Source organism: Rhodopseudomonas faecalis, assembly GCF_003217325.1.
Taxonomy (GTDB): Bacteria; Pseudomonadota; Alphaproteobacteria; order Rhizobiales; family Xanthobacteraceae; genus Rhodopseudomonas; species Rhodopseudomonas faecalis.
The window spans coordinates 41,079-61,625 of record NZ_QJTI01000014.1 but is presented as its reverse complement, the minus strand read 5'-3'; the positions used below and the strand labels follow the sequence as shown (position 1 = coordinate 61,625).

Below are 20,547 nucleotides of genomic sequence, written 5' to 3'. Positions count from 1 at the left end.
CGGTGCCAATTCAAAGACGTGGATGGCCGGGACGAGCCCGGCCATGACGCGGAGAGGCGGCGAGGTGAGTATCAACCGCCGCTGCTATCAACCGAGCCACAAAGCAAAACAGGCGCCGCGAGGGCGCCTGTTGCGTTTCGGTGTGGCAAGTTGGAAGTGATGACTTCCAGCCTTGTTGCTTCCGCTGTCGTTACTTCCAGTCGCGGACGTCGACGAAGTGGCCGGCGATCGCCGCCGCAGCTGCCATGGCCGGCGACACCAGATGGGTGCGGCCCTTAAAACCCTGGCGGCCTTCGAAGTTGCGGTTCGAGGTCGAAGCGCAGCGCTCATTCGGCGCCAGCTTGTCGGGATTCATGGCGAGGCACATCGAGCAGCCCGGCTCGCGCCATTCAAAGCCGGCCTTGATGAAGATCTTGTCCAGACCCTCGGCCTCGGCCTGTTCCTTCACCAAGCCCGAGCCCGGCACGATGATGGCGTTGACATTGGCGTTGACGGTCTTGCCCTCGGCGATCTTGGCCGCGGCGCGCAGGTCTTCGATGCGGCCGTTGGTGCACGAGCCGATGAACATCCGGTCGATCTTGATGTCGGTGATCTTGGTGCCCGGGGTCAGGCCCATATAGGCCAGCGCGCGCTCCTTGGAGATGCGCTTGGCTTCATCGGCGATGTCGGCCGGGTTCGGCACGCGGCCGGTGATCGAGATCACGTCTTCCGGCGAGGTGCCCCAGGTGACGATCGGCGGCAGCGCCGCGGCGTCGAGGCGCAGCTCGGTGTCGAAATGCGCGCCGTCGTCGGAGCGCAGCGTATCCCAATAGCGCAGCGCGGCTTCCCAGGCGTCGCCCTTCGGGGCGAGCGGGCGGCCCTTGAGGAACTCATAGGCCTTCTGGTCGGGCGCGATCAGGCCGGCACGGGCGCCGCCTTCGATCGACATGTTGCAGACCGTCATGCGGCCTTCCATCGACAGGGAACGGATCGCTTCGCCAGCATATTCAAGCACATAGCCGGTGCCGCCAGCGGTGCCGATCTCGCCGATGATGGCCAGGATCACGTCCTTGGCGGTGACGCCGTCCGGCAGCTTGCCGTCGACGGTCACGCGCATGTTCTTGGCCTTCTTCTGGATCAGCGTCTGGGTCGCGAGCACGTGCTCGACTTCCGAGGTGCCGATGCCATGCGCCAGCGCGCCGAACGCGCCATGGGTCGAGGTGTGGCTGTCACCGCACACGATGGTGGTGCCGGGCAGCGTAAACCCCTGCTCCGGGCCGATCACGTGCACCACGCCCTGGCGCTTATCGAATTCGTTGAAATAGGTGATGCCGAATTCGCGGGCGTTTTCGGCGAGCGCGGCGATCTGATCGGCGCTTTCCGGATCGGGATTGGGCTTGCTGCGATCGGTGGTCGGCACGTTGTGATCGACCACGGCCAAGGTTTTCTCCGGCGCGTGCACCTTGCGGCCGGCGGTGCGCAGACCTTCGAACGCCTGCGGGCTGGTGACTTCGTGCACCAGATGGCGGTCGATATAGAGCAGGCAGGTGCCGTCCTCGGCCTCATGGACCAGATGGTCGTTCCAGATCTTGTCGTACAGCGTGGTGGGCTTTGCAGCGGACATAGCGTCAGTCCTCGAAACCAAATTGAATTGTCGGAGCAGCAGGGTGCGCAGGTGATCAGGTCGCTGCGCGCAATCGCGTCAGTTCATCAGCCCGGCGGTGGTGAGACGTCCGAAAAACCGCCAAGGCAGGCGGCTGCGGTCGTCGAGCACGATCAAGGTTGCGGGCAGGCGATCTGGAAACATTCCATTCCTATACCACGTCGCACGCGGCCGACAACGCTCGGAAATCGCAGGTCGGCTCATGCTGCCGGGCAACAAAAAAGCGCGGCTGAGCCGCGCTTTTCCGCAGATTGGATGGGAGCGCGAACTTACTTCGCGGCAACCGCAGCGCGGTCCTGCTTCTTCTCGACGATGCGGGCCGACTTGCCGCGCAGATTGCGCAGGTAATACAGCTTGGCGCGACGCACCTTGCCGCGGCGCACCACCTTGATCGAGTCGATCATCGGCGACAGCAGCGGGAACACGCGCTCAACGCCCTCGCCGTACGAAATCTTGCGCACGGTGAAGCTCTCGTTCAGGCCACCGCCGGAACGGCCGATGCAAACGCCTTCATAGGCCTGGACGCGCGAACGCTCGCCTTCGACCACCTTGACGTTGACGACCACGGTGTCGCCCGGTCCGAATTCCGGAATGTCCTTGCCGGCGGACAACTTATCGAATTGCTCTTTCTCGAGCTGCTGAATCAGGTTCATTGCAATTCTCCATCGGCAGCGCGCCCGGCCATCCCGGCATAAGGCTGCGCGAGTATCCAGTTATCCTGCCTGTTCGCGGATTTGGGGCTCCTATAAGGCATCGGAAAACCGTTGTCACCCATCCGTCGCGTTTTTTGGCGGTTTTTGGCAAACGGGGTGTCGCGATGCCGCCAGCAGGTCCGGACGCCGGGTTTGGGTGAGCTGTTCCGCCTCGGCGCGGCGCCAGGCCGCGACCTTGGCATGGTCGCCCGACAGCAGGATTTCCGGGATCGGCAAGCCCTCAAACAGCTGCGGACGGGTATATTGCGGGTATTCGAGGAGGCCGGCCGAAAAGCTCTCGTCGGTCGAGGATTCCAGCTTGCCCATCACCCCGGGCAGCAGCCGGACGCAGGCGTCGATCAGCGTCAGCGCGGCGATTTCGCCGCCCGACAGCACATAATCGCCGATCGAGACCTCTTCGAGCTGTCTGGCGTCGATCACGCGCTGGTCGATGCCCTCAAAACGGCCGCACACGATCAGCGGACCCGGCCCGGCCGCCAGTTCCGCAACCCTCGCCTGGGTCAGCGGCCGGCCGCGCGGGCTCATCACCAGCCGCGGCCGTCCCTCAAGGTCCGGCACCGCGTCGATCGCCCGGGCCAGCACGTCGGCGCGCAGCACCATGCCCGGGCCGCCGCCGGCCGGGGTGTCGTCAACGCTGCGGTGGCGGTCGGTGGCGGCGTCGCGAATGTCGCGCGCTTCCAGGCTCCATAGCCCGGTCGCCAGCCCGCGGCCGGCGAGGCTGAAGCCGAGCGGCCCGGGGAACATGTCGGGAAACAGCGTGAGGACGGTGGCGCGCCAGGTCATCAGGGCCAAACCTGCAAATCGTCATGGCCGGTTGTCCGGCCATGTAAGGGCTTGTTCGTTGCGAGGTACACAAACCCGAATGCCCGGCACAAGCCCGGGCAGGACGGCTGTGGTGGAGGCTCAGGCCTCGGGATGGTCGGGCGTATCGCCCTCGATCTCGCCGGGCGGCTCGATCAAAAGCCGGCCGCCCGCGATATCGACGGTCGGCACCACCGCATTGCTGAACGGCAGCAGCAGCGTCGGCCCGGACGGCGGCGCGATTTCCAAAATGTCGCCGGCGCCAAAATTATGGACCGCGATCACCCGGCCGAGCGCCTCGCCGGCGGTGGTTTCCGCGGCGAGGCCGATCAGGTCGGCGTGGTAGTATTCGTCGGCGTCGGTGCCCGGCAGCTGATCGCGGTCGATATAGAGCTCGACGCCATTGAGCCGTTCGGCATCATTGCGGCTGGCAACGCCCTCAAGCGTCGCCACCAGATGGCCTTTGGCTTCGCGCGCGGTCTCGACCACAAAACGGCGATGGCCGTCCTTGCTGGTCAGCGGACCGTAATCGAGGATCGCGAGCGGGTCCTCGGTGAACGGCCACAGCTTGACCGCGCCGCGCACGCCATGCGGCGCGCCGATTCTGGCGATGCAGACCCGCTTATCGGCCGCCTTGGCCGGTGCGCTGGCCACATTCGGCGGATCGGCACGGCGCTGACCTTCGTCCGGTTGGGACGAGGGGGTGGCCGGGCCGTCATTGGCCGATTTGCCTGCGTTCACCGGCGCCAACCGAGCGGCTTACTTGCCGGCTTCGGCGGCCTTGCGCTCCTTGCGCGGCACGGCCTTGACCGGGTTGTTGCGGGCTTCGCGCTTCTTGATGCCGGCGGCGTCGAGGAAACGGGCGACGCGGTCCGAGGGCTGCGCACCCTTGGCGACCCAATCCTTGACCTTGTCGAGGTCGAGCTTGAGGCGGGCTTCGTTGTCCTTCGGCAGCAGCGGATTGAAGTAGCCGAGACGCTCGATGAAGCGGCCGTCGCGGGGGAAGCGCGAGTCGGCAACCACCACATGATAGAACGGGCGCTTCTTGGTGCCGGCACGGGCGAGGCGGATAACGACGGACATCAATATCTCCTAAGTGAGGTCGTTGAGTTTGCTATTTCGGTGATTGGTCAGCTCGTCAGGACGCGACGGCTCATTTCTTCTTCCCGAACGGGAAGCCGCCGAGGCCGGGCAGCGTCGGCTTGCCGCTCATCCCGGTGAGGCCGGGGATGTTGGGCAGGCCGCCGCGCAGGCTGGACGGCAGTTCCTTCGGCAGTTCGGGAAGTTCGCCGCCCTGCACCTTTTCCTGCATGGCTTTGATTTCTTCAGCGGACGGCAGACCGCCGCCAAAACCCATCGCCTTGGCGAGGCCGGCCATCGGCCCGCCCTTGCCGCGGCCCACGGCCTTCATCATGTCGGCCATGTTGCGATGCATCTTGAGCAGCTTGTTGACGTCCTCGACCTTGAGGCCGCAGCCGGCGGCGATGCGCTTCTTGCGGCTGGCCTTGAGAATGTCCGGGTTCTTGCGCTCCTCGCGGGTCATCGAATCGATGATCGCGATCTGGCGATTGAGGATCTTGTCGTCGATGCCGGCGGCGGCAATCTGGTTCTTCATCTTGGCGATGCCGGGCATCAGCCCCATCAGCCCGCCGATGCCGCCCATCTTGGACATCTGCAGCAGCTGATCGCGCATATCGACCAAGTCGAACTTGCCCTTGCGCATCTTCTCGGCGACGGCCGCGGCCTTTTCGGCGTCGAGCGTGGCGGCGGCCTTTTCGACCAGCGACACCACGTCGCCCATGCCGAGAATGCGGCCGGCGATGCGGCTCGGATGGAAATCTTCCAGCGCGTCGGTCTTTTCGCCGGTGCCCATCAGCTTGATCGGCTTGCCGGTGACCGCGCGCATCGACAGCGCCGCACCGCCGCGGCCATCGCCGTCGATACGGGTCAGCGCGATGCCGGTCAGACCGACCTGGGTGTCGAAGGCGCGCGCCAGATTGACGGCGTCCTGGCCGGTCAGACTGTCGGCGACCAGCAGCACTTCGTGCGGATTGGCGACCGCCTTGATCTCGGCCGCTTCGGTCATCATCGCTTCGTCGAGCGTGGTGCGACCGGCGGTATCGAGCATCACCACGTCATAGCCGCCGAGCTTGGCGGCTTCGATGGCGCGGCGGGCAATCTGCGCGGGCTGCTGGCCGGCAACGATCGGCAGCGTGTCGATGCCAAGATCGCGGCCGAGCACCGCGAGCTGCTCCATCGCCGCCGGGCGATAGACGTCGAGCGAGGCCATCAGCACCTTGCGCTTGTCGCGCTCGGTCAGGCGGCGCGCCAGCTTGGCGGTGGTGGTGGTTTTACCGGAGCCCTGCAGACCGACCATCATGATCGGCACCGGCGGTACGGTGTTGAGATCGAGCGCCTGAACGTCGGAGCCGAGCGTGGCGACCAGCTCGTCATGGACGATCTTGACCACCATCTGGCCGGGCTTGACCGACTTGACCACGGTGGCGCCGACCGCCTGCTCGCGCACCCGCTCGGTGAAGCTGCGCACCACTTCCAGTGCGACGTCGGCTTCCAGCAGCGCGCGGCGGATTTCACGCATCGCCGCATCGACGTCGGCCTCACTGAGCGCACCGCGCCCGGTCAGTCGATCGAGAATGCCACCAAGCTTTTCCGACAGATTGTCGAACATCGGCTCAATCCACCCAGCGGTCCTAGCGAAAGGACCATGCACAAACACGATTGCGCCCGAGGGCGCACAGCGCTGTCGGGCGTTGACCTCTGGCCTCCAGGACCAGTCGGCGGGTCGAAAAGAAACTCTTTTCGAGAGAAGCAGCCACGCTTAGCGCGCCGCCGCGGCTGGAGTCAAGGATATGCACGCCATCCCCGACAAGATCCGCCCCACAACGAAAAACCCCCGAAAGCCGCGTGGCTTCCGGGGGTCTGACGGTCAGCTAAAAAGCTTACTTCTTGGCCGGAGCAGCGGGCGCCGCGGGCGCCGCAACCGGAGCAGCAGCGGTGGCGCCGCCGCCGTTCCAGTACTTCGGGAACCAGGTGGTGTTGTTCAGCACGGCGGCGTGAACGAGAATCGCGATGACGGCGACGCTGCCCAGGAACAGCGGCAGGCCCACGCCCGGATTCACAACGGTCCAGATACGACCTTGATTCATGATCTCAACTCCTCAGTGCGATCGATTATTTCAGCCAGGGCGTGTAAACGAACGCCAGGAAGTGAGCGAAGATCGCGACCGCGCCGAAAACGCGGGTGCCATCGATCACATGCTTGTGGAGCTCTTCGGACTCCGCAATCGTCAGGCCAGTCGGCCAGACCTTGTTCGGATCGTCTGCCATCACTTAGTCTCCTCAGAAACCTAGGATAGTTCCGTGCTGGACCCGCACGTTGGGTTTTTTAGGCAGCTGCTGAATCAAACCGCACGGCTGACGCAACAACCGTATTAGGTGGACCACCGCGCCTTCGACCGTGCGATGCCAGTCGCAGCGGTGATCGCTTCAATCCAAGCTCGACGTAGCGCAGTCTGCAGGACTGCATCACAATCAAGTGATGCCAAACCTAATCCTGTTCTCGTTTTTGTCAATCGCGCATGACAACTCGCAATGTCAATTTTGTATGACAAAACGGTTTCAGGATGCCGGCGGAAAACGTCACAATGGCCAATATCTCGCGCCGTCACGGCCTGCCCGGTACCGTAGGACGGAATTCCGCGAGGCTGCGGCGCGCCCGCTGTGGTGAGCGTCGCGCCCGACTGCTCAGACGACGGTTTTGATTGCGATACTGCGACGCTCAGAATCGCATCGGTGCGGACCCGCAACGGGGTTACTGCGCCTGTTTGATCGCCCAGGACACGCTGACATTGACCGACAGCGTTTCTTCTCCCACCGCCACCGGCGCAGCGGCGGCGAGGCCGGTCGCCATCCGGCGATAGGCAGTGGGTGTTTGCGCCGTGTCTTCGGCGATCGAGAGCGGCGCGCCGAGCGTAACGCCGGCCGCGCGGGCATAGATTTCGGCCTTGCGGCGCGCGTCGGCCATTGCCTTGTCACGCGCCTGGTCGAGCAGTTTCGATGGCGCTGCCACCGTGAAATTGATGCCGCCGATCTCGTTGGCGCCGGCGCTGACCAGGGTGTCGATCACGCTCGCCACCTTGCTGACGTCGGTCAGCCGCACGGTGACGCGGTTGCTGGCGCGATATCCGGTCAGGCTGTTCGGGCCCGGGCGGCTGGGTGCGGCATATTGCGGCAGCAGCGACAGCCGCGAGGTTTGCAGGTCTTCGTCCTTGATGCCGCTGGCTTTCAGCGCCTGCATCACCTTGGTCATGGCCTCGGCATTGGCGGCGGCCGCCTCCTTGGCGGTCTTGGCGTCGATGCTGACGCCGCCGTCGATGGTGGCAAGATCGGGCGGCACCTGGATCGAGGCTTCGCCGACCACCGAAATCGCCGGAGGCAGCGCCGTTTCAGCGAGAGCAGGCGGCACCGCCGCCATCAGCGCGGCGGCAGCGGTCAACAGCAGACGGTACATGTCGCGACCTCATTTGAGCGGGACATAGACATTGATGACGAGCTTGTCCTCGGCGGTCTTCAGCGGATCGGTGATGTATTCTTCAATAAAAGTGTCTTTGGCTTCCAGTCGTTTCTCGTCGAGGTGATTGGTGATCGCCTCATAAGTATTGTCCATGTTGTCGTAAGAACCGCGATGGACGAATTTCAGCGAGCGGCCCTCCGGTGACTTGCCGTAGCTCATCGCCTTGGTGAGATTCTTCGGCTCCTGATCGACCGGGATTTCCGCCTGATAGGTGAAGCCGGTGTCGTCGGTCGAGGTGTAGACGATCATCATGTTGCCGGCGGCCTTCAGGCCCTGCTTGTCGAGCAGCGCCTGCAGCGATTTCAGCGACTCGACCAGGCTCTCGAAGGCGTTGTCCCAGCTGGCATTGCCCTTGAGGATCACCACATTCTTCGTGGCCAGTGTCACTTCCTCGCCGAACGGGTCCGCGCTCTGCACCTTGGCCGCGGGCGGCGGGGTGACTGATTGTGCCGGCGCCGGCACAGGGGCTTCGGCGGCCGCAGGCGGCTGCGCCGCCGGCTGAGCCGCGGCCGGGTTGGCCGGATCGGCAGGCTTGGCCGGTTCAGTCGCCGTCTTGGCGGCCGGCGTCTCGGCGGCGGCCTTGCCCGGCTCGCCCGGCGATAGCTTGGCCGTGGGCTCGGCGGTTTTGGCGGCGTCCGTCTTCAGCTCGGGTTTCGCATCCGGCTTTGCCTCGGTCTTGCCGTCCGATTTCGCGTCCGGCTGGGCGGGCTGCGCGGCGGCCGGTGCAGCGGCCGGCGTCTGGGCATTCGCGCCCGCGGCGCCCAGCGCCAGGGCGGCGGTCAGGGCGGCGGTCAGGCCGGCGGAGGCCGCTGCCGCCAGCATCGCGCGGCCAAAAACATAAAAACCCTTCGTCATTGTCTCTCCAAAGCCCCTGAGCCTGCGCAACCCCGGCCCCACCGGCTCATCATCCTCATGCTAACACGCAGCCGCAGCATCGTCGCCTGCCGGACGCGCTGGCGCCGCGTTGCGGCTGCGGATTCGCCCCACTGGCCAATCCGCCGTCATTCGCCATATAAGCGCGGCAGGATGGTGACATGAATACGCTGGCCAATCGCAAATTCAGCAAAATGAACGGCATCGGCAACGAGATCGTCGTGCTCGATCTGCGCGTCGATCCGGTGACGGTGACCGCGGCCGATGCGCGCGCGATCGCCAAACAGGTGCCTTATGACCAGCTGATGGTGCTGCAGCCGCCGCGCGTGGCCGGCACCGATGCGTTCATCCGCATCTTTAACAATGATGGTTCGGAATCGAGCGCCTGCGGCAATGGCATGCGCTGCGTGGCGCAGCAGGTGTTTGCCGGCACCGAGCAGAGCGCGCTGACCTTTGAAAGCCGGGCCGGCCTGCTGCATTGCTGGCGCGGGACCGCGCCCGAACTTTTTACCGTCGATATGGGCGCGCCCAAGCTCGGCTGGCAGGACATTCCGCTGGCCGAGGAGTTCGCCGATACCCGCACCATCGAATTGCAGATCGGGCCGATCGACGCGCCGGTGCTGCATACCCCCTCGGTGGTGTCGATGGGCAATCCGCACGCGATCTTCTGGGTCGATGACGTGCACGCCCATGACCTCGCCCGGTTCGGGCCGCTGTTGGAAAACCATCCGATCTTCCCGGAGCGCGCCAATATCACGCTCGCGCAGATCGTCGATCGCGGCCATATCGTGATCCGGACCTGGGAGCGCGGCGTCGGGCTGACCAAGGCGTGCGGCTCGGCGGCCTGTGCCACCGCGGTCGCCGCGGCGCGGCTGCGGCGCACCGATCGCAAGGTGCAGATCACGCTGCCGGGCGGCGAGTTGGTCATCGAGTGGCGCGAGCGCGACGATCATGTGCTGATGACCGGCAGCGCCACTTTCGAATTTTCCGGAACGATCGATCCGGCGCTGCTGGCCGGCGCGGCCTGATGGCCGTCGAGGTCGTCACATTCGGCTGCCGACTGAACGCCTTTGAAGCTGAGCTTATTCGCCGCGAAGCGGAGCAGGCCGGCTGCCGCGATACCATCGTGGTCAATTCCTGCGCGGTCACCAGGGAAGCGGTGGCGCAGGTCCGGCAATCGATTCGCCGGTTGAAACGCGAGCGGCCGCAGGCGCGCATCGTGGTCACTGGCTGTGCCGCCCAGGTCGAGACCGAGATGTTCGCCGCGATGGCGGAAGTCGACCGCGTGCTCGGCAATCATGACAAGCTGAGCGGCGCGGCCTGGCAGGCGCTGCAGCAGACGCTCGATGAATCTTCCGGCGATGACGCCGCGAAAAAGATCGCGGTCGGCGATATCATGGCGGTGCGCGCCATGGCGCCGATGCCGCTTGAGCGGGTCGCGCGCGATCTGCCGCGGGTATTCGTGCCGGTGCAAAATGGCTGCGATCACCGCTGCACCTTCTGCATCATTCCTTATGGCCGCGGCCCGTCGCGCTCGCTGCCGCCCGCGGCGGTGATCGATCAGGTACGCACGCTGGTGGCGCGCGGCCATGGCGAGATCGTGCTGACTGGGGTCGATCTCACCAGCTACGGCGCTGATCTTGCCGGCGCGCCGGCGCTCGGCGGCCTGGTGCGGCAGATATTGCGCGAAGTCACCGACTTGAAGCGGCTGCGGCTGTCGTCGATCGATTCCATCGAGGTCGATCACGATCTGCTCGATGTGATCGCCAATGACGAGCGGCTGATGCCGCATCTGCATTTGTCGCTGCAATCGGGCGATGATCTGATCTTGAAGCGCATGAAGCGCCGCCATCGCCGCACGGATGCAATCGCGCTGTGCGAGCAGTTGCGGCGGCTGCGGCCGGAGATCGCGCTCGGCGCCGATCTGATCGCCGGCTTTCCGACCGAGAGTGAGCAGGCCTTTGCCGGTTCGCTCGATCTGGTCGAGGATTGCGGGCTCAGCCTGCTGCATGTGTTTCCCTATTCGCCGCGGCCCGGCACGCCGGCGGCCAACATGCCGCAGCTCGATGGCGGCGTGATCAAGGAACGCGCCAAGCGGCTGCGCGCGGTGGGCGAGGCGGCATTGCAGCGGCGGTTTGCCGCCGAGATCGGCCAGCCCCGCCAGGTGCTGATTGAAAGCGTCACCCAAGGCCGCACCGAACATTTTTTGCCGGTGGCGATCGAAGGTGGCGTGGTCGGCTCGGTGGTTGCGGTCACCATCGCCGGACACGATAGCCAGCGGCTGACTGTGTAGTTCGGCGCTCACGCACACATGCGTCATGGCCGCGCTGGCCGCTGGCATCCACGTCTAGGTGATCGTTCAAGAGGAAAGACGTGGATGGCCGGGACGAGCCCGGCCAAGACGTGCTGAGACGTTAGTTGTGACGCGCCAATGTTAGTGTGAGTGGCGCGCCAATGGTAACGGCCTAATTGCCGCGACAACCGAACTAACTACTCGCCGTTCCAGCCGCAGGAGCGCATGCGCTGGTGCAGATGCGGCGGCACTGGCGCGGTCACCACCACCGGCGGCTTGTTGCGCGATAGCGGAATCGAAATCTGCCGGGCGTGCAGATGCAGCGTCGGTTCGCCGAACCGCGGGCCGTTGCCATAGATGTTGTCGCCGACGATCGGCCAGCCCATCGCCGCGCAATGCACCCGCAATTGATGGGTGCGGCCGGTGATCGGCTCCAGCGCCAGCCAGGTCAGCCGCCCGCTGCTCGCGGCATGCTCTGCCGCCGTTTGGCTGGACTCTACCGCCGTTTCGCCGGAGGCGTTGCCAGGGGCGCCGCGCGCTCCCTCCCCCCTTGCGGGGGAGGGTTGGGGTGGGGGGTGTCCCAAGGAGAGATCGCCGCTGTCGCACCCCACCCCCGACCCCTGCCCGCAAGGGGGAGGGGAGTTGTTTGCAGCCGACCCCTCCGGCTCTGTCGCAGGGGCTGCGGCTGCGCCCTCCGGCACGTACCGCCCCAGCACCGTCCATTTGGTCAGCGACGGCAGCCCCTCGTCATGATCGATCTTTTGCCACCAGCCGCGCTCAGCGTTGCGCTTGCCGATCGGCAGGTCGATGGTGCCGTGGTCCTCGTCCGGGCCACCCTCCACCACCGCCCAATAGGTTTTGGCGATTTTGCTGTGCTTGAACAGCAGGCCGAGCGTCGCGGTGGCCTTGCGGTGCCGGCCGAGCACCAGGCAGCCCGAGGTATCGCGGTCGAGCCGATGCGCCAGCACCGGCGGCCGCGGCAGGCCAAAGCGCAGCGCGTCGAACGACGCCTCCAGGTTCGGTCCGCCCTTGGGGCCGCGGTGCACCGGCAACCCGGCCGGCTTGTCGATCACCAGCATCAGGCCGTCGCGGTGCAGCACCCGCGCCAGGATCTCCTCGGCGCTAAGTTCCTTAGCCGTCTCAATGTCACTTTCGTTCATGGCACGAAACGGCTAACACAGCCTCCCGATGAACGACACATCTGAAACCAAAAAACCGAGCTGGTGGCGTCGGCTGTCCGACGGCCTGAAGCGCACCTCAAGCTCGATCGGCACCGCGCTCGCCGAATTCGTCTCCAAGCGCAAGCTCGACCGAGCGATGCTCGAGGAGATCGAGGACGTGCTGCTGCGCGCCGATCTCGGCACCGACGTGTCCGCGCGCATTGCCGCGGCGGTCGGCGAAGGCCGCTATGACAAGATGATTTCGGCGAGCGATGTCAAAGCGATCGTCGCCGCCGAGGTCGAAAAGGTCCTGGCCCCGGTGGCGCAGCCGCTGGTGATCGACGGTGACCACAAGCCGTTCGTGATCCTGATGGTCGGCGTCAATGGGTCCGGCAAAACCACCACCATCGGCAAGCTGGCGGCGCGGCTGTCCGGCGAAGGCCGCAAGGTGATGATGGCGGCCGGCGACACGTTCCGGGCCGCCGCGATCGAGCAGCTCAAAGTGTGGGGCGAGCGCACCGGCACCCCGGTGGTGGCCGGCGCCCAGGGGTCGGACGCCGCCAGCCTGGCGTTCAACGCGCTGACCCAGGCCAAGGCCGAGGGCCGCGACGTGCTGTTGATCGACACCGCCGGCCGGTTGCAGAACCGCGCCGAGCTGATGAGCGAGCTGGAAAAGGTCGTGCGGGTGATCCGCAAGGTCGATGCCAGCGCGCCGCATGCGGTGCTGTTGGTGCTCGACGCCACGGTTGGCCAGAACGCGCTGTCGCAGGTCGAGGCGTTTTCACGCACCGCCGGCGTCACCGGCCTGGTGATGACCAAGCTCGACGGCACCGCGCGCGGTGGTATTCTGGTCGCGCTGGCGGAGAAGCACAAAATCCCGGTGCATTTCATCGGGGTCGGCGAGGGCGTCGAAGATCTGTCGCCATTCACCGCGGCCGATTTCGCCAAAGCGATCGCCGGGACTGACAACGCGAGCTGAGGGTTTTTGATGGACAACAACACCGTGCTGCAACCAAACCGGCCGCATCCGCTGTTCAAGATTGCGACCGAGGTCGGGCCGCTGCTGGTGTTCTTCTTCGTCAACGCCAAGTTTCATCTGTTCGTCGCCACCGGCGCCTTCATGGTGGCGGTGCTGGTCGCGATCGCGGTGTCCTATTGGGTGACGCGGCATATCCCGATGATGACCATCGTCACCGCGGTGGTGGTGATCGTGTTCGGCGCGCTGACGCTGCTGCTGCAGGACGAAACCTTCATCAAGATGAAGCCGACCATCATCTACACGCTGTTCGCCGCGGTGCTTGGCGGCGGCCTGCTGTTCGGCCGGTCGTTCATCGCCATCATGTTCGACCAGATGTTCAACCTGACGCCGCAGGGCTGGCGCACGCTGACTTGGCGCTGGGCGCTGTGGTTTTTGGCGATGGCGGTGGTCAATGAGATCGTGTGGCGCACGCAGTCGACTGATTTCTGGGTGGCGTTCAAGGTGTTCGGCATGGTGCCGCTGACCATGGCCTTTGCGGTGACGCAGATGCCGTTCATCAAGCGCCATCAGCTCGAGCCGGTGACGCTCGAGCAAAGCGCCGCCGACGAAGGCGACGTGTCCAAGGACGAGCTCAAGAACGCGACCAGGGAATCGTCGAAGGGCTGATCGCCCACGCCTGATAGTAATCCTCCACTCCGCACGTCATGGCCGGGCTTCGTCCCGGCCATTTACGTTTCGATGACGAGGCCCCCGCTGATGAGATCAGTTGCCGTGCGCTGGTCCTATAAGAAACGGACCGCCGGGGGTGCCGGCGATCCGCTACCAATCAGCAGACGAGGTTCAATGATAGTCGGTGCGGGCGGCGGTGGCCGCCGCCGCCCGGCGTCCGATCAGCTCTTATGCTTGGCGATGATCTTGTCCTTGATGCCGTCGTAGGTCTTCTCAGGCACAATCTTCTTCTGCACCAGCTCGTCCTTGCCCTTATACGGCCGGCCCTTGATGATCGCGGCGGAATAGGCCTTGCCGATGCCGGGCAGCGCGTCGAGCTGTTCGGCGCTCGCCGAGTTGATATCAAGCAGCTCGTGCTTGGTGGCTTCGGTCTTGGCAGGCTCCGACTTGGCGCCAGCAGTGGGCGAGGTTTTGGTGGCGATCGGCGGCGCCATCTTGTCGGATTTTTCGGTCGGCTGCGGCGCCTGCGCGAAGCTGGGCGCGGCGGCCAGCAGGCCGAGCGACAAAGTGGCGGCGGCGAGAGTAGCAAGCTTGGTGATACGCATCGGATCTGTCCTCCAAGGACGTTGTTGATCACGGCTGCTACTAACTCTCCGATTCATGGCGCGCCCAAGGCGCGGAAATGAACCGCAGATAAACGCCAAAAATAATTATGCTGAATGCGCTTGGCTCAGGACGGCGCCTGTAGCGCCTTCTCCAGAGCGGGCTTGAGCACCGTCTCGAGGTTTTCCGGGGTGATCGGGCCGACCAGCTTGTAGGCGATCTTGCCGTCGCGGCCGATCACGAAGGTTTCCGGCACGCCATAGACGCCCCATTCGATCGCGGCGCGGCCATTGGCATCGACCCCGACCATGGTAAACGGATTGCCATAGCGGCCGAGGAAACGCCGCGCATTGTCGGCGGTGTCCTTGTAGTTGATGCCGACGATCTGGAAGCGCGGATCCTGCCGGCCGAGTGCGGTCAGGAGCGGTGCTTCGTCATGGCATGGCACGCACCACGACGCCCAGACATTGACCAGGCTGACCTTGCCCAGGAAGGCGGCGGGATCGAGTCCCGGCACCGCCTCGCCATTGCGGGTGAGGCCGAGCAGCGCCGGCAGCACCGTCGCCGGCGCCGGGCGGCCGATCAGCGCCGAGGGGATTTTGCTGGGGTCGCCGCCGAGCCGCACCCAGAACAGCGCGAACAGCATCGCAAAGCCGACCAGCGGCAGCATCACCATGATCGAACGGCGGCTGCTGCGCGCGCTGGGCGAAGGCGGTGGGCGGCGGGTCATGAAGCCTCCGATCCGCCCTGTCGCGAGCGCCGCGTCACGCCGGCGCGCTCCAGATCGCGCAGCCGTGCTTTCTGCCGACGGTAATCCAGCATCACCCAGAAGATCAGCAGCGCCACCACCACGGCGACCACCGCATAGGACGACACGATGAAGCCGGCATAGGGTCCAAGCGAGATCATCACGCCACCCCCGGCTGCTGCTGGCTGGCCTGCAGCAATTGCAGCGAGCGGATCCGGCGCCGCAGGATTTCGTTACGCATCGCCGCCAGATGCAGGGTGATGAACATCAGCGAAAAGCCGATCGCCATCACCAGAAGCGGGATCAGGAACGATTTGTCGAGCGTCGGCCCGCCGGAACGGATCACCGAGGCCGGCTGGTGCAGCGTGTTCCACCAATCGACCGAGAATTTGATGATCGGCAGGTTGATGGCGCCGACCAGCGTGAAAATCGCGCAAGCCCGGGCAGCGCGGCTCGGGTCCTCGACCGCGCGCCACAGCGCGATCAGGCCGAGATACATCAGGAACAGGATCAGCATCGAGGTCAGCCGGGCATCCCATTCCCAATAGGTGCCCCACATCGGCCGGCCCCACAGCGAGCCGGTGACCAGCGCCAGGAAGGTGAAGGCTGCGCCGAATGGCGCCGCGGCCTTGGCCGCGACATCGGCGAGCGGATGACGCCATACCAGGGTGCCGAATGCCGACAGGCTCATCACGCCCCAGACGAACATCGACAGCCAGGCGCTCGGCACATGCACGAACATGATCTTGACGGTGGCGCCCTGCTGGTAGTCGTCGGGGGCCATGGCCGCCAGCGTCAGGCCGGTGACCAGCAAAATGGCGGTCAGCGCGGCCAGCCACGGCAACAGCCGCTGGGCCAGCGTCAGGAACCTAGTCGGATTGGCAAGATTGAGCAGCGTCATGGGCAACCTGATAGTCGGCGACGGCGGCACAAGCAATCCGCCAACAGTGGTTAACAATTCCGCATTCAATCGAGCCCTTGGCGCAGGCTAGCGGCTGCGGCAAACGGCCCGATCACCAGGCTGGCGAGGCTGAGCCCGCACAGGATCTGGAACGGGGTGCCAAAGGCCACCGGGCCGGTGATCGCAGCGCTGGCGGCGGCGACGCCGAAGATCAGCACCGGGATCGACAGCGGCAGCACCAAGACCGCCATCAGCAGGCCGCCGCGATGCAGCGTCACCGCCAGCGCCGCGCCGATCATGCCGGTGAAGGTCAGCGCCGGGGTGCCGACCAGCAGCGTGGCGGCGATCGCGGCCGAGGCGGCGGCGTCAAGGTTGAGCAGCAGCCCCAGCACCGGGGTCGCCAGCACCAGCGGCACGCCGGCCGCCAGCCAATGCGCCAGCGCCTTGGCGGCGCACGCCAGTTCCAGCGGGGTGCGGCTCATCGCGATCAGATCGAGCGAGCCGTCGTCGTGATCGGCCATGAACAGCCGGTCGAGCGTCAACAGGCTGGCGAGCAGCGCGCCGAGCCACAGCACCGCAGGGCCGAGCCGCTGCAGCAATTGCAGGTCGGGGCCGATCGCGAACGGCATCAGCACCACCACGGCCAGGAAGAACAGCACGCCGATCAGCGCGCCGCCGCCGACCCGCAGCGCAATGCGCAATTCGCGGCGAATAAGGGCGATCAGCGCGGTCATGTGGCGGCTCTTGTGGTGAGAGGCTGGTGGCGCGGACCCCCACCCGACCCGGCTTCGCTGCGCTGCGCCGGGCCACCCTCCCCACAAGGGGGAGGGACAAGGAAGGCTGCGACGCGACGCGGGCGTAGTTCGATGAGGGCAGAGCGGCTGCGATCTCCCTCCCCCTTGCGGGGAGGGTTGGCCGAGCACCCGGATCGGCGCTGCGCGCCGTCCGGGCACAAGCTCTGCGGAGGCCGGGGTGGGGGTGCCGAGCAGCGGCAAGCCAGTGCAGTCAAGCAGTCCTCCATCACACCATCCCCCGGATGCGCAGTTCGCGCGTATCGATGCCGAGCGGCAGATGGGTGGCGGCGATCACCAGCCCGCCGCCTGCGAGATGGCCGGCAACCACCCGGGCAAACATCTGCTGACCGGCGGTATCGAGCGCCGAGGTCGGTTCGTCGAGCAGCCACAGCGGCCGGCGCACCGCGATCAGCCGCGCGATCGACAGCCGCCGGCGCTGACCGGCCGACAGGTAAGCGGCCGGCAGATGCGCGATATGCGCCAGCCCGACTGCCGAGAGGCTCTCGGCGGCATCGGCCGGTTCGCCGCCAAGAAAGCGCTGCCAGAAATCGAGATTTTCAGCGACGCTGAGCGCGGGCTTGAGTGCATCGCGGTGGCCGAGATAGTGCGCCTGTTCGGCCAGCGACATTTCGTCATCGCCGCCGTGCAGCGTGATCGTCCCCGCAGCCGGCTGCAGCAGCCCGGCGATCAGCCGCAGCAGCGAGGTCTTGCCGGCGCCGTTCGGGCCGACCACCGCCACGGCCTCGCCGCTCTCCGCGGAAAAATCGAGCGCGGCAAACACTTCGCGGCCGCCCCGCACGCATCGTAAGCCCTGCCCCGCCAGCCGCATCCTTGCCGTCCTATCCGCGCCGCCTCTGCCGGATCAAAGCTGCTGCGCATTGTCCCGGATCAATTGTCGCTGTGGCGATGTCTCTGGAAAGATTCTATAAGCCCCGCACTTGATGCAGCACTCAATCGGCGCCCGCAAGCCACTCGACCCGCCTTTTCGGCCGTCCTGGACCTGTGAGCCGGTTGCGCAACGATAATCGGGACCGCCTCACATGACCTCTCTCGACAGCTTCAAATGCCGGAAGACCTTAACGGTCGGCGGCAAGACCTACGTGTATTACAGCCTTCCCACCGCCGAGAAGAACGGTCTGAAAGGGATTTCCCGCCTGCCGTACTCGATGAAGGTGCTGCTGGAAAACCTGCTTCGTAACGAAGACGGCCGCACGGTGACCAAGGCCGACATCCAGGCGGTGTCGAAGTGGATGCGCAAGAAGAAGCTGGAGCACGAGATCGCGTTCCGCCCGGCGCGCGTGCTGATGCAGGACTTCACCGGCGTGCCGGCGGTGGTCGATCTCGCCGCGATGCGCAACGCGATGGAGAAGCTCGGCGGCGACCCGCAGAAGATCAACCCGCTGGTGCCGGTTGACCTCGTCATCGACCATTCGGTGATCGTGAACTTCTTCGGCGACAACAAGGCGTTCGGCAAGAACGTCGCCGAAGAATACAAGCAGAACAAGGAACGCTACGAATTCCTGAAGTGGGGCCAGAAGGCGTTCTCTAACTTCTCGGTGGTGCCGCCCGGCACCGGCATCTGCCACCAGGTCAATCTGGAATACCTGGCGCAGACCGTCTGGACCAAGAAGGAGAAGATGACCATCGGCCGCAAGACCGGCACCTTCGAGGTCGCCTATCCGGATTCGCTGGTCGGTACTGACTCGCACACCACCATGGTCAACGGCCTCGCCGTGCTCGGCTGGGGCGTCGGCGGCATCGAGGCGGAAGCCGCGATGCTCGGCCAGCCGCTGTCGATGCTGCTGCCGGAAGTGGTCGGCTTCAAGCTCAAGGGCGCGCTCAAGGAAGGCGTCACCGCCACCGACCTGGTGCTGACCGTCACCCAGATGCTGCGCAAGCAGGGCGTGGTCGGCAAGTTCGTGGAGTTCTACGGCCCCGGCCTCGATAATCTGTCGGTGGCCGACAAGGCGACCATCGCCAACATGGCGCCGGAATACGGCGCGACCTGCGGCTTCTTCCCGGTCGACAAGGAAACCGTCGATTACCTGAAGACCTCGGGCCGCAAGACCGCGCGCGTCGATCTGGTGACCAAGTACTCCAAGGCGCAGGGCCTGTATCGCACCGCCGCCTCGCAGGATCCGGTGTTCACCGAAACGCTGACGCTGGACCTCGCCAAGGTCGAGCCGTCGCTGGCCGGCCCGAAGCGTCCGGAAGGCCGCGTGGCGCTGTCCGCGGTGGCCGAGGGTTTCGCCGCGGCGATGGAGAACGAATACAAGAAGGCGCTCGACGGCTCGCGCTACGCGGTCGAACGCAAGAAGTTCGACATCGGCCATGGCGACGTCGTGATCGCCGCCATCACCTCCTGCACCAACACCTCCAATCCGAGCGTGCTGATCGGTGCCGGTCTGTTGGCGCGCAAGGCCGCCGCCAAGGGTCTCAAGGCCAAGCCGTGGGTTAAGACCTCGCTGGCGCCGGGCTCGCAGGTGGTTGCCGAATATCTTGCTAACTCCGGGCTGCAGGCTGATCTTGATCAGGTCGGCTTCAATCTGGTCGGCTTCGGCTGCACCACCTGTATCGGCAATTCCGGCCCGCTGCCGGAGCCGATCTCCAAGTCGATCAACGACAATGGCGTGATCGCCGCCGCGGTGCTGTCGGGTAATCGCAACTTCGAGGGCCGCGTGTCGCCGGACGTGCAGGCCAACTATCTGGCCTCGCCGCCGCTGGTGGTCGCCTATGCGCTGGCCGGCACGGTCACCAAGGATCTCTCCAAGGAGCCGATCGGCACCGGCAGCGACGGCAAGCCGGTCTATCTGAAGGACATCTGGCCGACCACCAAGGAGATCAACGCCTTCATCAAGAAGTACGTCACCGCGCGCATCTTCAAGAAGAAGTACGCCGACGTGTTCAATGGCGATGCCAATTGGCGCAAAGTCAAGACCGTGGCGGGCGACACCTACAAGTGGAACATGGCGTCCACCTATGTGCAGAACCCGCCTTATTTCGAAGGCATGACCCAGCAACCCGAGCCGATCACCGACGTGGTCGACGCGCGCATTCTGGCGCTGTTCGGCGACAAGATCACCACCGACCACATCTCGCCGGCGGGCTCGATCAAGCTGACTTCGCCGGCCGGCAAGTATCTGTCGGATCGCCAGGTGCGTCCGGCCGACTTCAATCAGTACGGCACCCGCCGCGGCAATCATGAAGTGATGATGCGCGGCACCTTCGCCAATATCCGCATCAAGAACCACATGCTCAAGGGCGCCGACGGCAATATTCCCGAAGGCGGCCTGACCAAGTATTGGCCGAAGGGCGAGCAGATGTCGATCTACGATGCTTCGATGAAGTATCAGGACGACAAGGTGCCGCTGGTGGTGTTCGCCGGCGCCGAATATGGCAACGGCTCGTCGCGCGACTGGGCGGCGAAGGGCACGCGCCTGCTCGGCGTGCGCGCGGTGATCTGCCAGAGCTTTGAGCGTATCCACCGCTCCAACCTGGTGGGCATGGGCGTGCTGCCGCTCACCTTCGAGGAAGGCACCTCCTGGCAGTCGCTTGGCCTGAAGGGCGATGAGACCGTGACCATTCACGGCCTTGAGGGTGACCTCAAGCCGCGCCAGACGCTGACCGCGGAAATCACTTCGGCCGAGGGCAAGGTGCGGCGCGTGCCGCTGCTGTGCCGGATCGATACGCTCGACGAGCTGGAGTACTACCGCAATGGCGGCATCCTGCACTACGTGCTGCGCCGTCTTGCCGCGTAACGCGAGCCTCACTGCGAAG

22 protein-coding genes are annotated in these 20,547 nt (G+C 65.4%); 5 read left to right on the top strand and 17 right to left on the bottom strand.

Going from position 1 to position 20,547, the window contains the following annotated elements; translation table 11 throughout:
- Window positions 1-190: 190 nt before the first annotated feature.
- The 10 genes from leuC to BJ122_RS12280 all read right to left on the bottom strand — a co-directional run bounded on the left by leuC (window position 191) and on the right by BJ122_RS12280 (window position 8,605).
- Entirely contained in the window at window positions 191-1,603 is a 1,413-nt protein-coding gene (gene leuC, locus BJ122_RS12325) for a 3-isopropylmalate dehydratase large subunit (protein WP_110781294.1), read from the bottom strand.
- 308 nt (window positions 1,604-1,911) lie between these two features.
- On the bottom strand, window positions 1,912-2,295 hold the full coding sequence (gene rplS / locus BJ122_RS12320) for a 50S ribosomal protein L19 (protein WP_027278850.1): 384 nt from the start codon (window positions 2,293-2,295) through the stop codon (window positions 1,912-1,914).
- A 114-nt stretch (window positions 2,296-2,409) separates the two neighbouring features.
- The gene (gene trmD / locus BJ122_RS12315; RefSeq protein WP_110781293.1) at window positions 2,410-3,138 is read right to left on the bottom strand and encodes a tRNA (guanosine(37)-N1)-methyltransferase TrmD; all 729 of its coding nucleotides are present in this window, start codon (window positions 3,136-3,138) and stop codon (window positions 2,410-2,412) included.
- Window positions 3,139-3,258: 120 nt separating this feature from the next.
- Window positions 3,259-3,810 carry a ribosome maturation factor RimM gene (gene rimM, locus BJ122_RS12310; protein WP_110781328.1) on the bottom strand — a complete coding sequence of 184 codons (552 nt, stop codon included), beginning with the start codon at window positions 3,808-3,810 and terminating at the stop codon, window positions 3,259-3,261.
- Between the two features lie 105 nt (window positions 3,811-3,915).
- Window positions 3,916-4,239, bottom strand: a complete 324-nt coding sequence (gene rpsP / locus BJ122_RS12305; RefSeq protein WP_027278847.1) for a 30S ribosomal protein S16 — start codon at window positions 4,237-4,239, stop codon at window positions 3,916-3,918.
- A 70-nt stretch (window positions 4,240-4,309) separates the two neighbouring features.
- The gene (gene ffh / locus BJ122_RS12300; RefSeq protein WP_110781292.1) at window positions 4,310-5,845 is read right to left on the bottom strand and encodes a signal recognition particle protein; all 1,536 of its coding nucleotides are present in this window, start codon (window positions 5,843-5,845) and stop codon (window positions 4,310-4,312) included.
- 271 nt (window positions 5,846-6,116) lie between these two features.
- Entirely contained in the window at window positions 6,117-6,323 is a 207-nt protein-coding gene (locus tag BJ122_RS12295; RefSeq protein ID WP_110781291.1) for a light-harvesting protein, read from the bottom strand.
- A 25-nt stretch (window positions 6,324-6,348) separates the two neighbouring features.
- On the bottom strand, window positions 6,349-6,504 hold the full coding sequence (pufB, locus tag BJ122_RS12290; protein WP_027278844.1) for a light-harvesting antenna LH1, beta subunit: 156 nt from the start codon (window positions 6,502-6,504) through the stop codon (window positions 6,349-6,351).
- A gap of 484 nt (window positions 6,505-6,988) precedes the next feature.
- Entirely contained in the window at window positions 6,989-7,687 is a 699-nt protein-coding gene (locus BJ122_RS12285) for an SIMPL domain-containing protein (protein ID WP_110781290.1), read from the bottom strand.
- A gap of 9 nt (window positions 7,688-7,696) precedes the next feature.
- Entirely contained in the window at window positions 7,697-8,605 is a 909-nt protein-coding gene (locus BJ122_RS12280; RefSeq protein ID WP_430694782.1) for a GyrI-like domain-containing protein, read from the bottom strand.
- 179 nt (window positions 8,606-8,784) lie between these two features.
- Between BJ122_RS12280 and dapF the strand changes: the two genes are divergently transcribed.
- Entirely contained in the window at window positions 8,785-9,651 is an 867-nt protein-coding gene (gene dapF / locus BJ122_RS12275) for a diaminopimelate epimerase (protein ID WP_110781289.1), read from the top strand.
- Window positions 9,651-10,916: a tRNA (N(6)-L-threonylcarbamoyladenosine(37)-C(2))-methylthiotransferase MtaB gene (mtaB, locus tag BJ122_RS12270; RefSeq protein WP_110781288.1), complete on the top strand. Its 1,266-nt coding sequence runs from the start codon at window positions 9,651-9,653 to the stop codon at window positions 10,914-10,916. The genes dapF and mtaB overlap by 1 nt, the downstream gene beginning before the upstream one ends.
- 197 nt (window positions 10,917-11,113) lie before the next feature.
- On the opposite strand, the gene BJ122_RS12265 is transcribed toward mtaB, so the two are convergent.
- Window positions 11,114-12,076 (bottom strand): RluA family pseudouridine synthase, encoded by a 963-nt coding sequence (locus BJ122_RS12265; RefSeq protein ID WP_110781287.1) that lies wholly within the window; start codon window positions 12,074-12,076, stop codon window positions 11,114-11,116.
- 28 nt (window positions 12,077-12,104) lie between these two features.
- Here BJ122_RS12265 and ftsY point away from each other — a divergent pair, with 28 nt between their 5' ends.
- Both ftsY and BJ122_RS12255 read left to right on the top strand, forming a co-directional pair.
- Entirely contained in the window at window positions 12,105-13,055 is a 951-nt protein-coding gene (gene ftsY / locus BJ122_RS12260) for a signal recognition particle-docking protein FtsY (protein ID WP_110781286.1), read from the top strand.
- Between the two features lie 9 nt (window positions 13,056-13,064).
- Window positions 13,065-13,721, top strand: coding sequence for a septation protein A (locus BJ122_RS12255; RefSeq protein WP_430694781.1), 657 nt, complete (start codon window positions 13,065-13,067; stop codon window positions 13,719-13,721).
- Window positions 13,722-13,945: 224 nt separating this feature from the next.
- On the opposite strand, the gene BJ122_RS12250 is transcribed toward BJ122_RS12255, so the two are convergent.
- The 6 genes from BJ122_RS12250 to ccmA all read right to left on the bottom strand — a co-directional run bounded on the left by BJ122_RS12250 (window position 13,946) and on the right by ccmA (window position 17,599).
- Entirely contained in the window at window positions 13,946-14,329 is a 384-nt protein-coding gene (locus BJ122_RS12250) for a ComEA family DNA-binding protein (RefSeq protein WP_110781285.1), read from the bottom strand.
- 125 nt (window positions 14,330-14,454) lie between these two features.
- The gene (locus BJ122_RS12245; protein WP_027278835.1) at window positions 14,455-15,057 is read right to left on the bottom strand and encodes a DsbE family thiol:disulfide interchange protein; all 603 of its coding nucleotides are present in this window, start codon (window positions 15,055-15,057) and stop codon (window positions 14,455-14,457) included.
- Window positions 15,054-15,239 (bottom strand): heme exporter protein CcmD, encoded by a 186-nt coding sequence (ccmD, locus tag BJ122_RS12240; protein WP_245407718.1) that lies wholly within the window; start codon window positions 15,237-15,239, stop codon window positions 15,054-15,056. The genes BJ122_RS12245 and ccmD overlap by 4 nt, the downstream gene beginning before the upstream one ends.
- Entirely contained in the window at window positions 15,236-15,976 is a 741-nt protein-coding gene (locus tag BJ122_RS12235; RefSeq protein WP_110781283.1) for a heme ABC transporter permease, read from the bottom strand. Before BJ122_RS12235 ends, ccmD begins: the two co-directional genes overlap by 4 nt.
- A 65-nt stretch (window positions 15,977-16,041) precedes the next feature.
- Window positions 16,042-16,710 (bottom strand): heme exporter protein CcmB, encoded by a 669-nt coding sequence (ccmB, locus tag BJ122_RS12230; RefSeq protein WP_110781282.1) that lies wholly within the window; start codon window positions 16,708-16,710, stop codon window positions 16,042-16,044.
- 286 nt (window positions 16,711-16,996) lie between these two features.
- Complete coding sequence (gene ccmA, locus BJ122_RS12225; protein ID WP_110781281.1) at window positions 16,997-17,599, bottom strand: heme ABC exporter ATP-binding protein CcmA; 603 nt, start codon at window positions 17,597-17,599, stop codon at window positions 16,997-16,999.
- A 211-nt stretch (window positions 17,600-17,810) separates the two neighbouring features.
- Between ccmA and acnA the strand changes: the two genes are divergently transcribed.
- A complete protein-coding gene (acnA, locus tag BJ122_RS12220) occupies window positions 17,811-20,528 on the top strand; it encodes an aconitate hydratase AcnA (protein ID WP_110781280.1) in 2,718 nt (905 codons plus the stop codon).
- The last annotated feature ends 19 nt before the right edge of the window (window positions 20,529-20,547 follow it).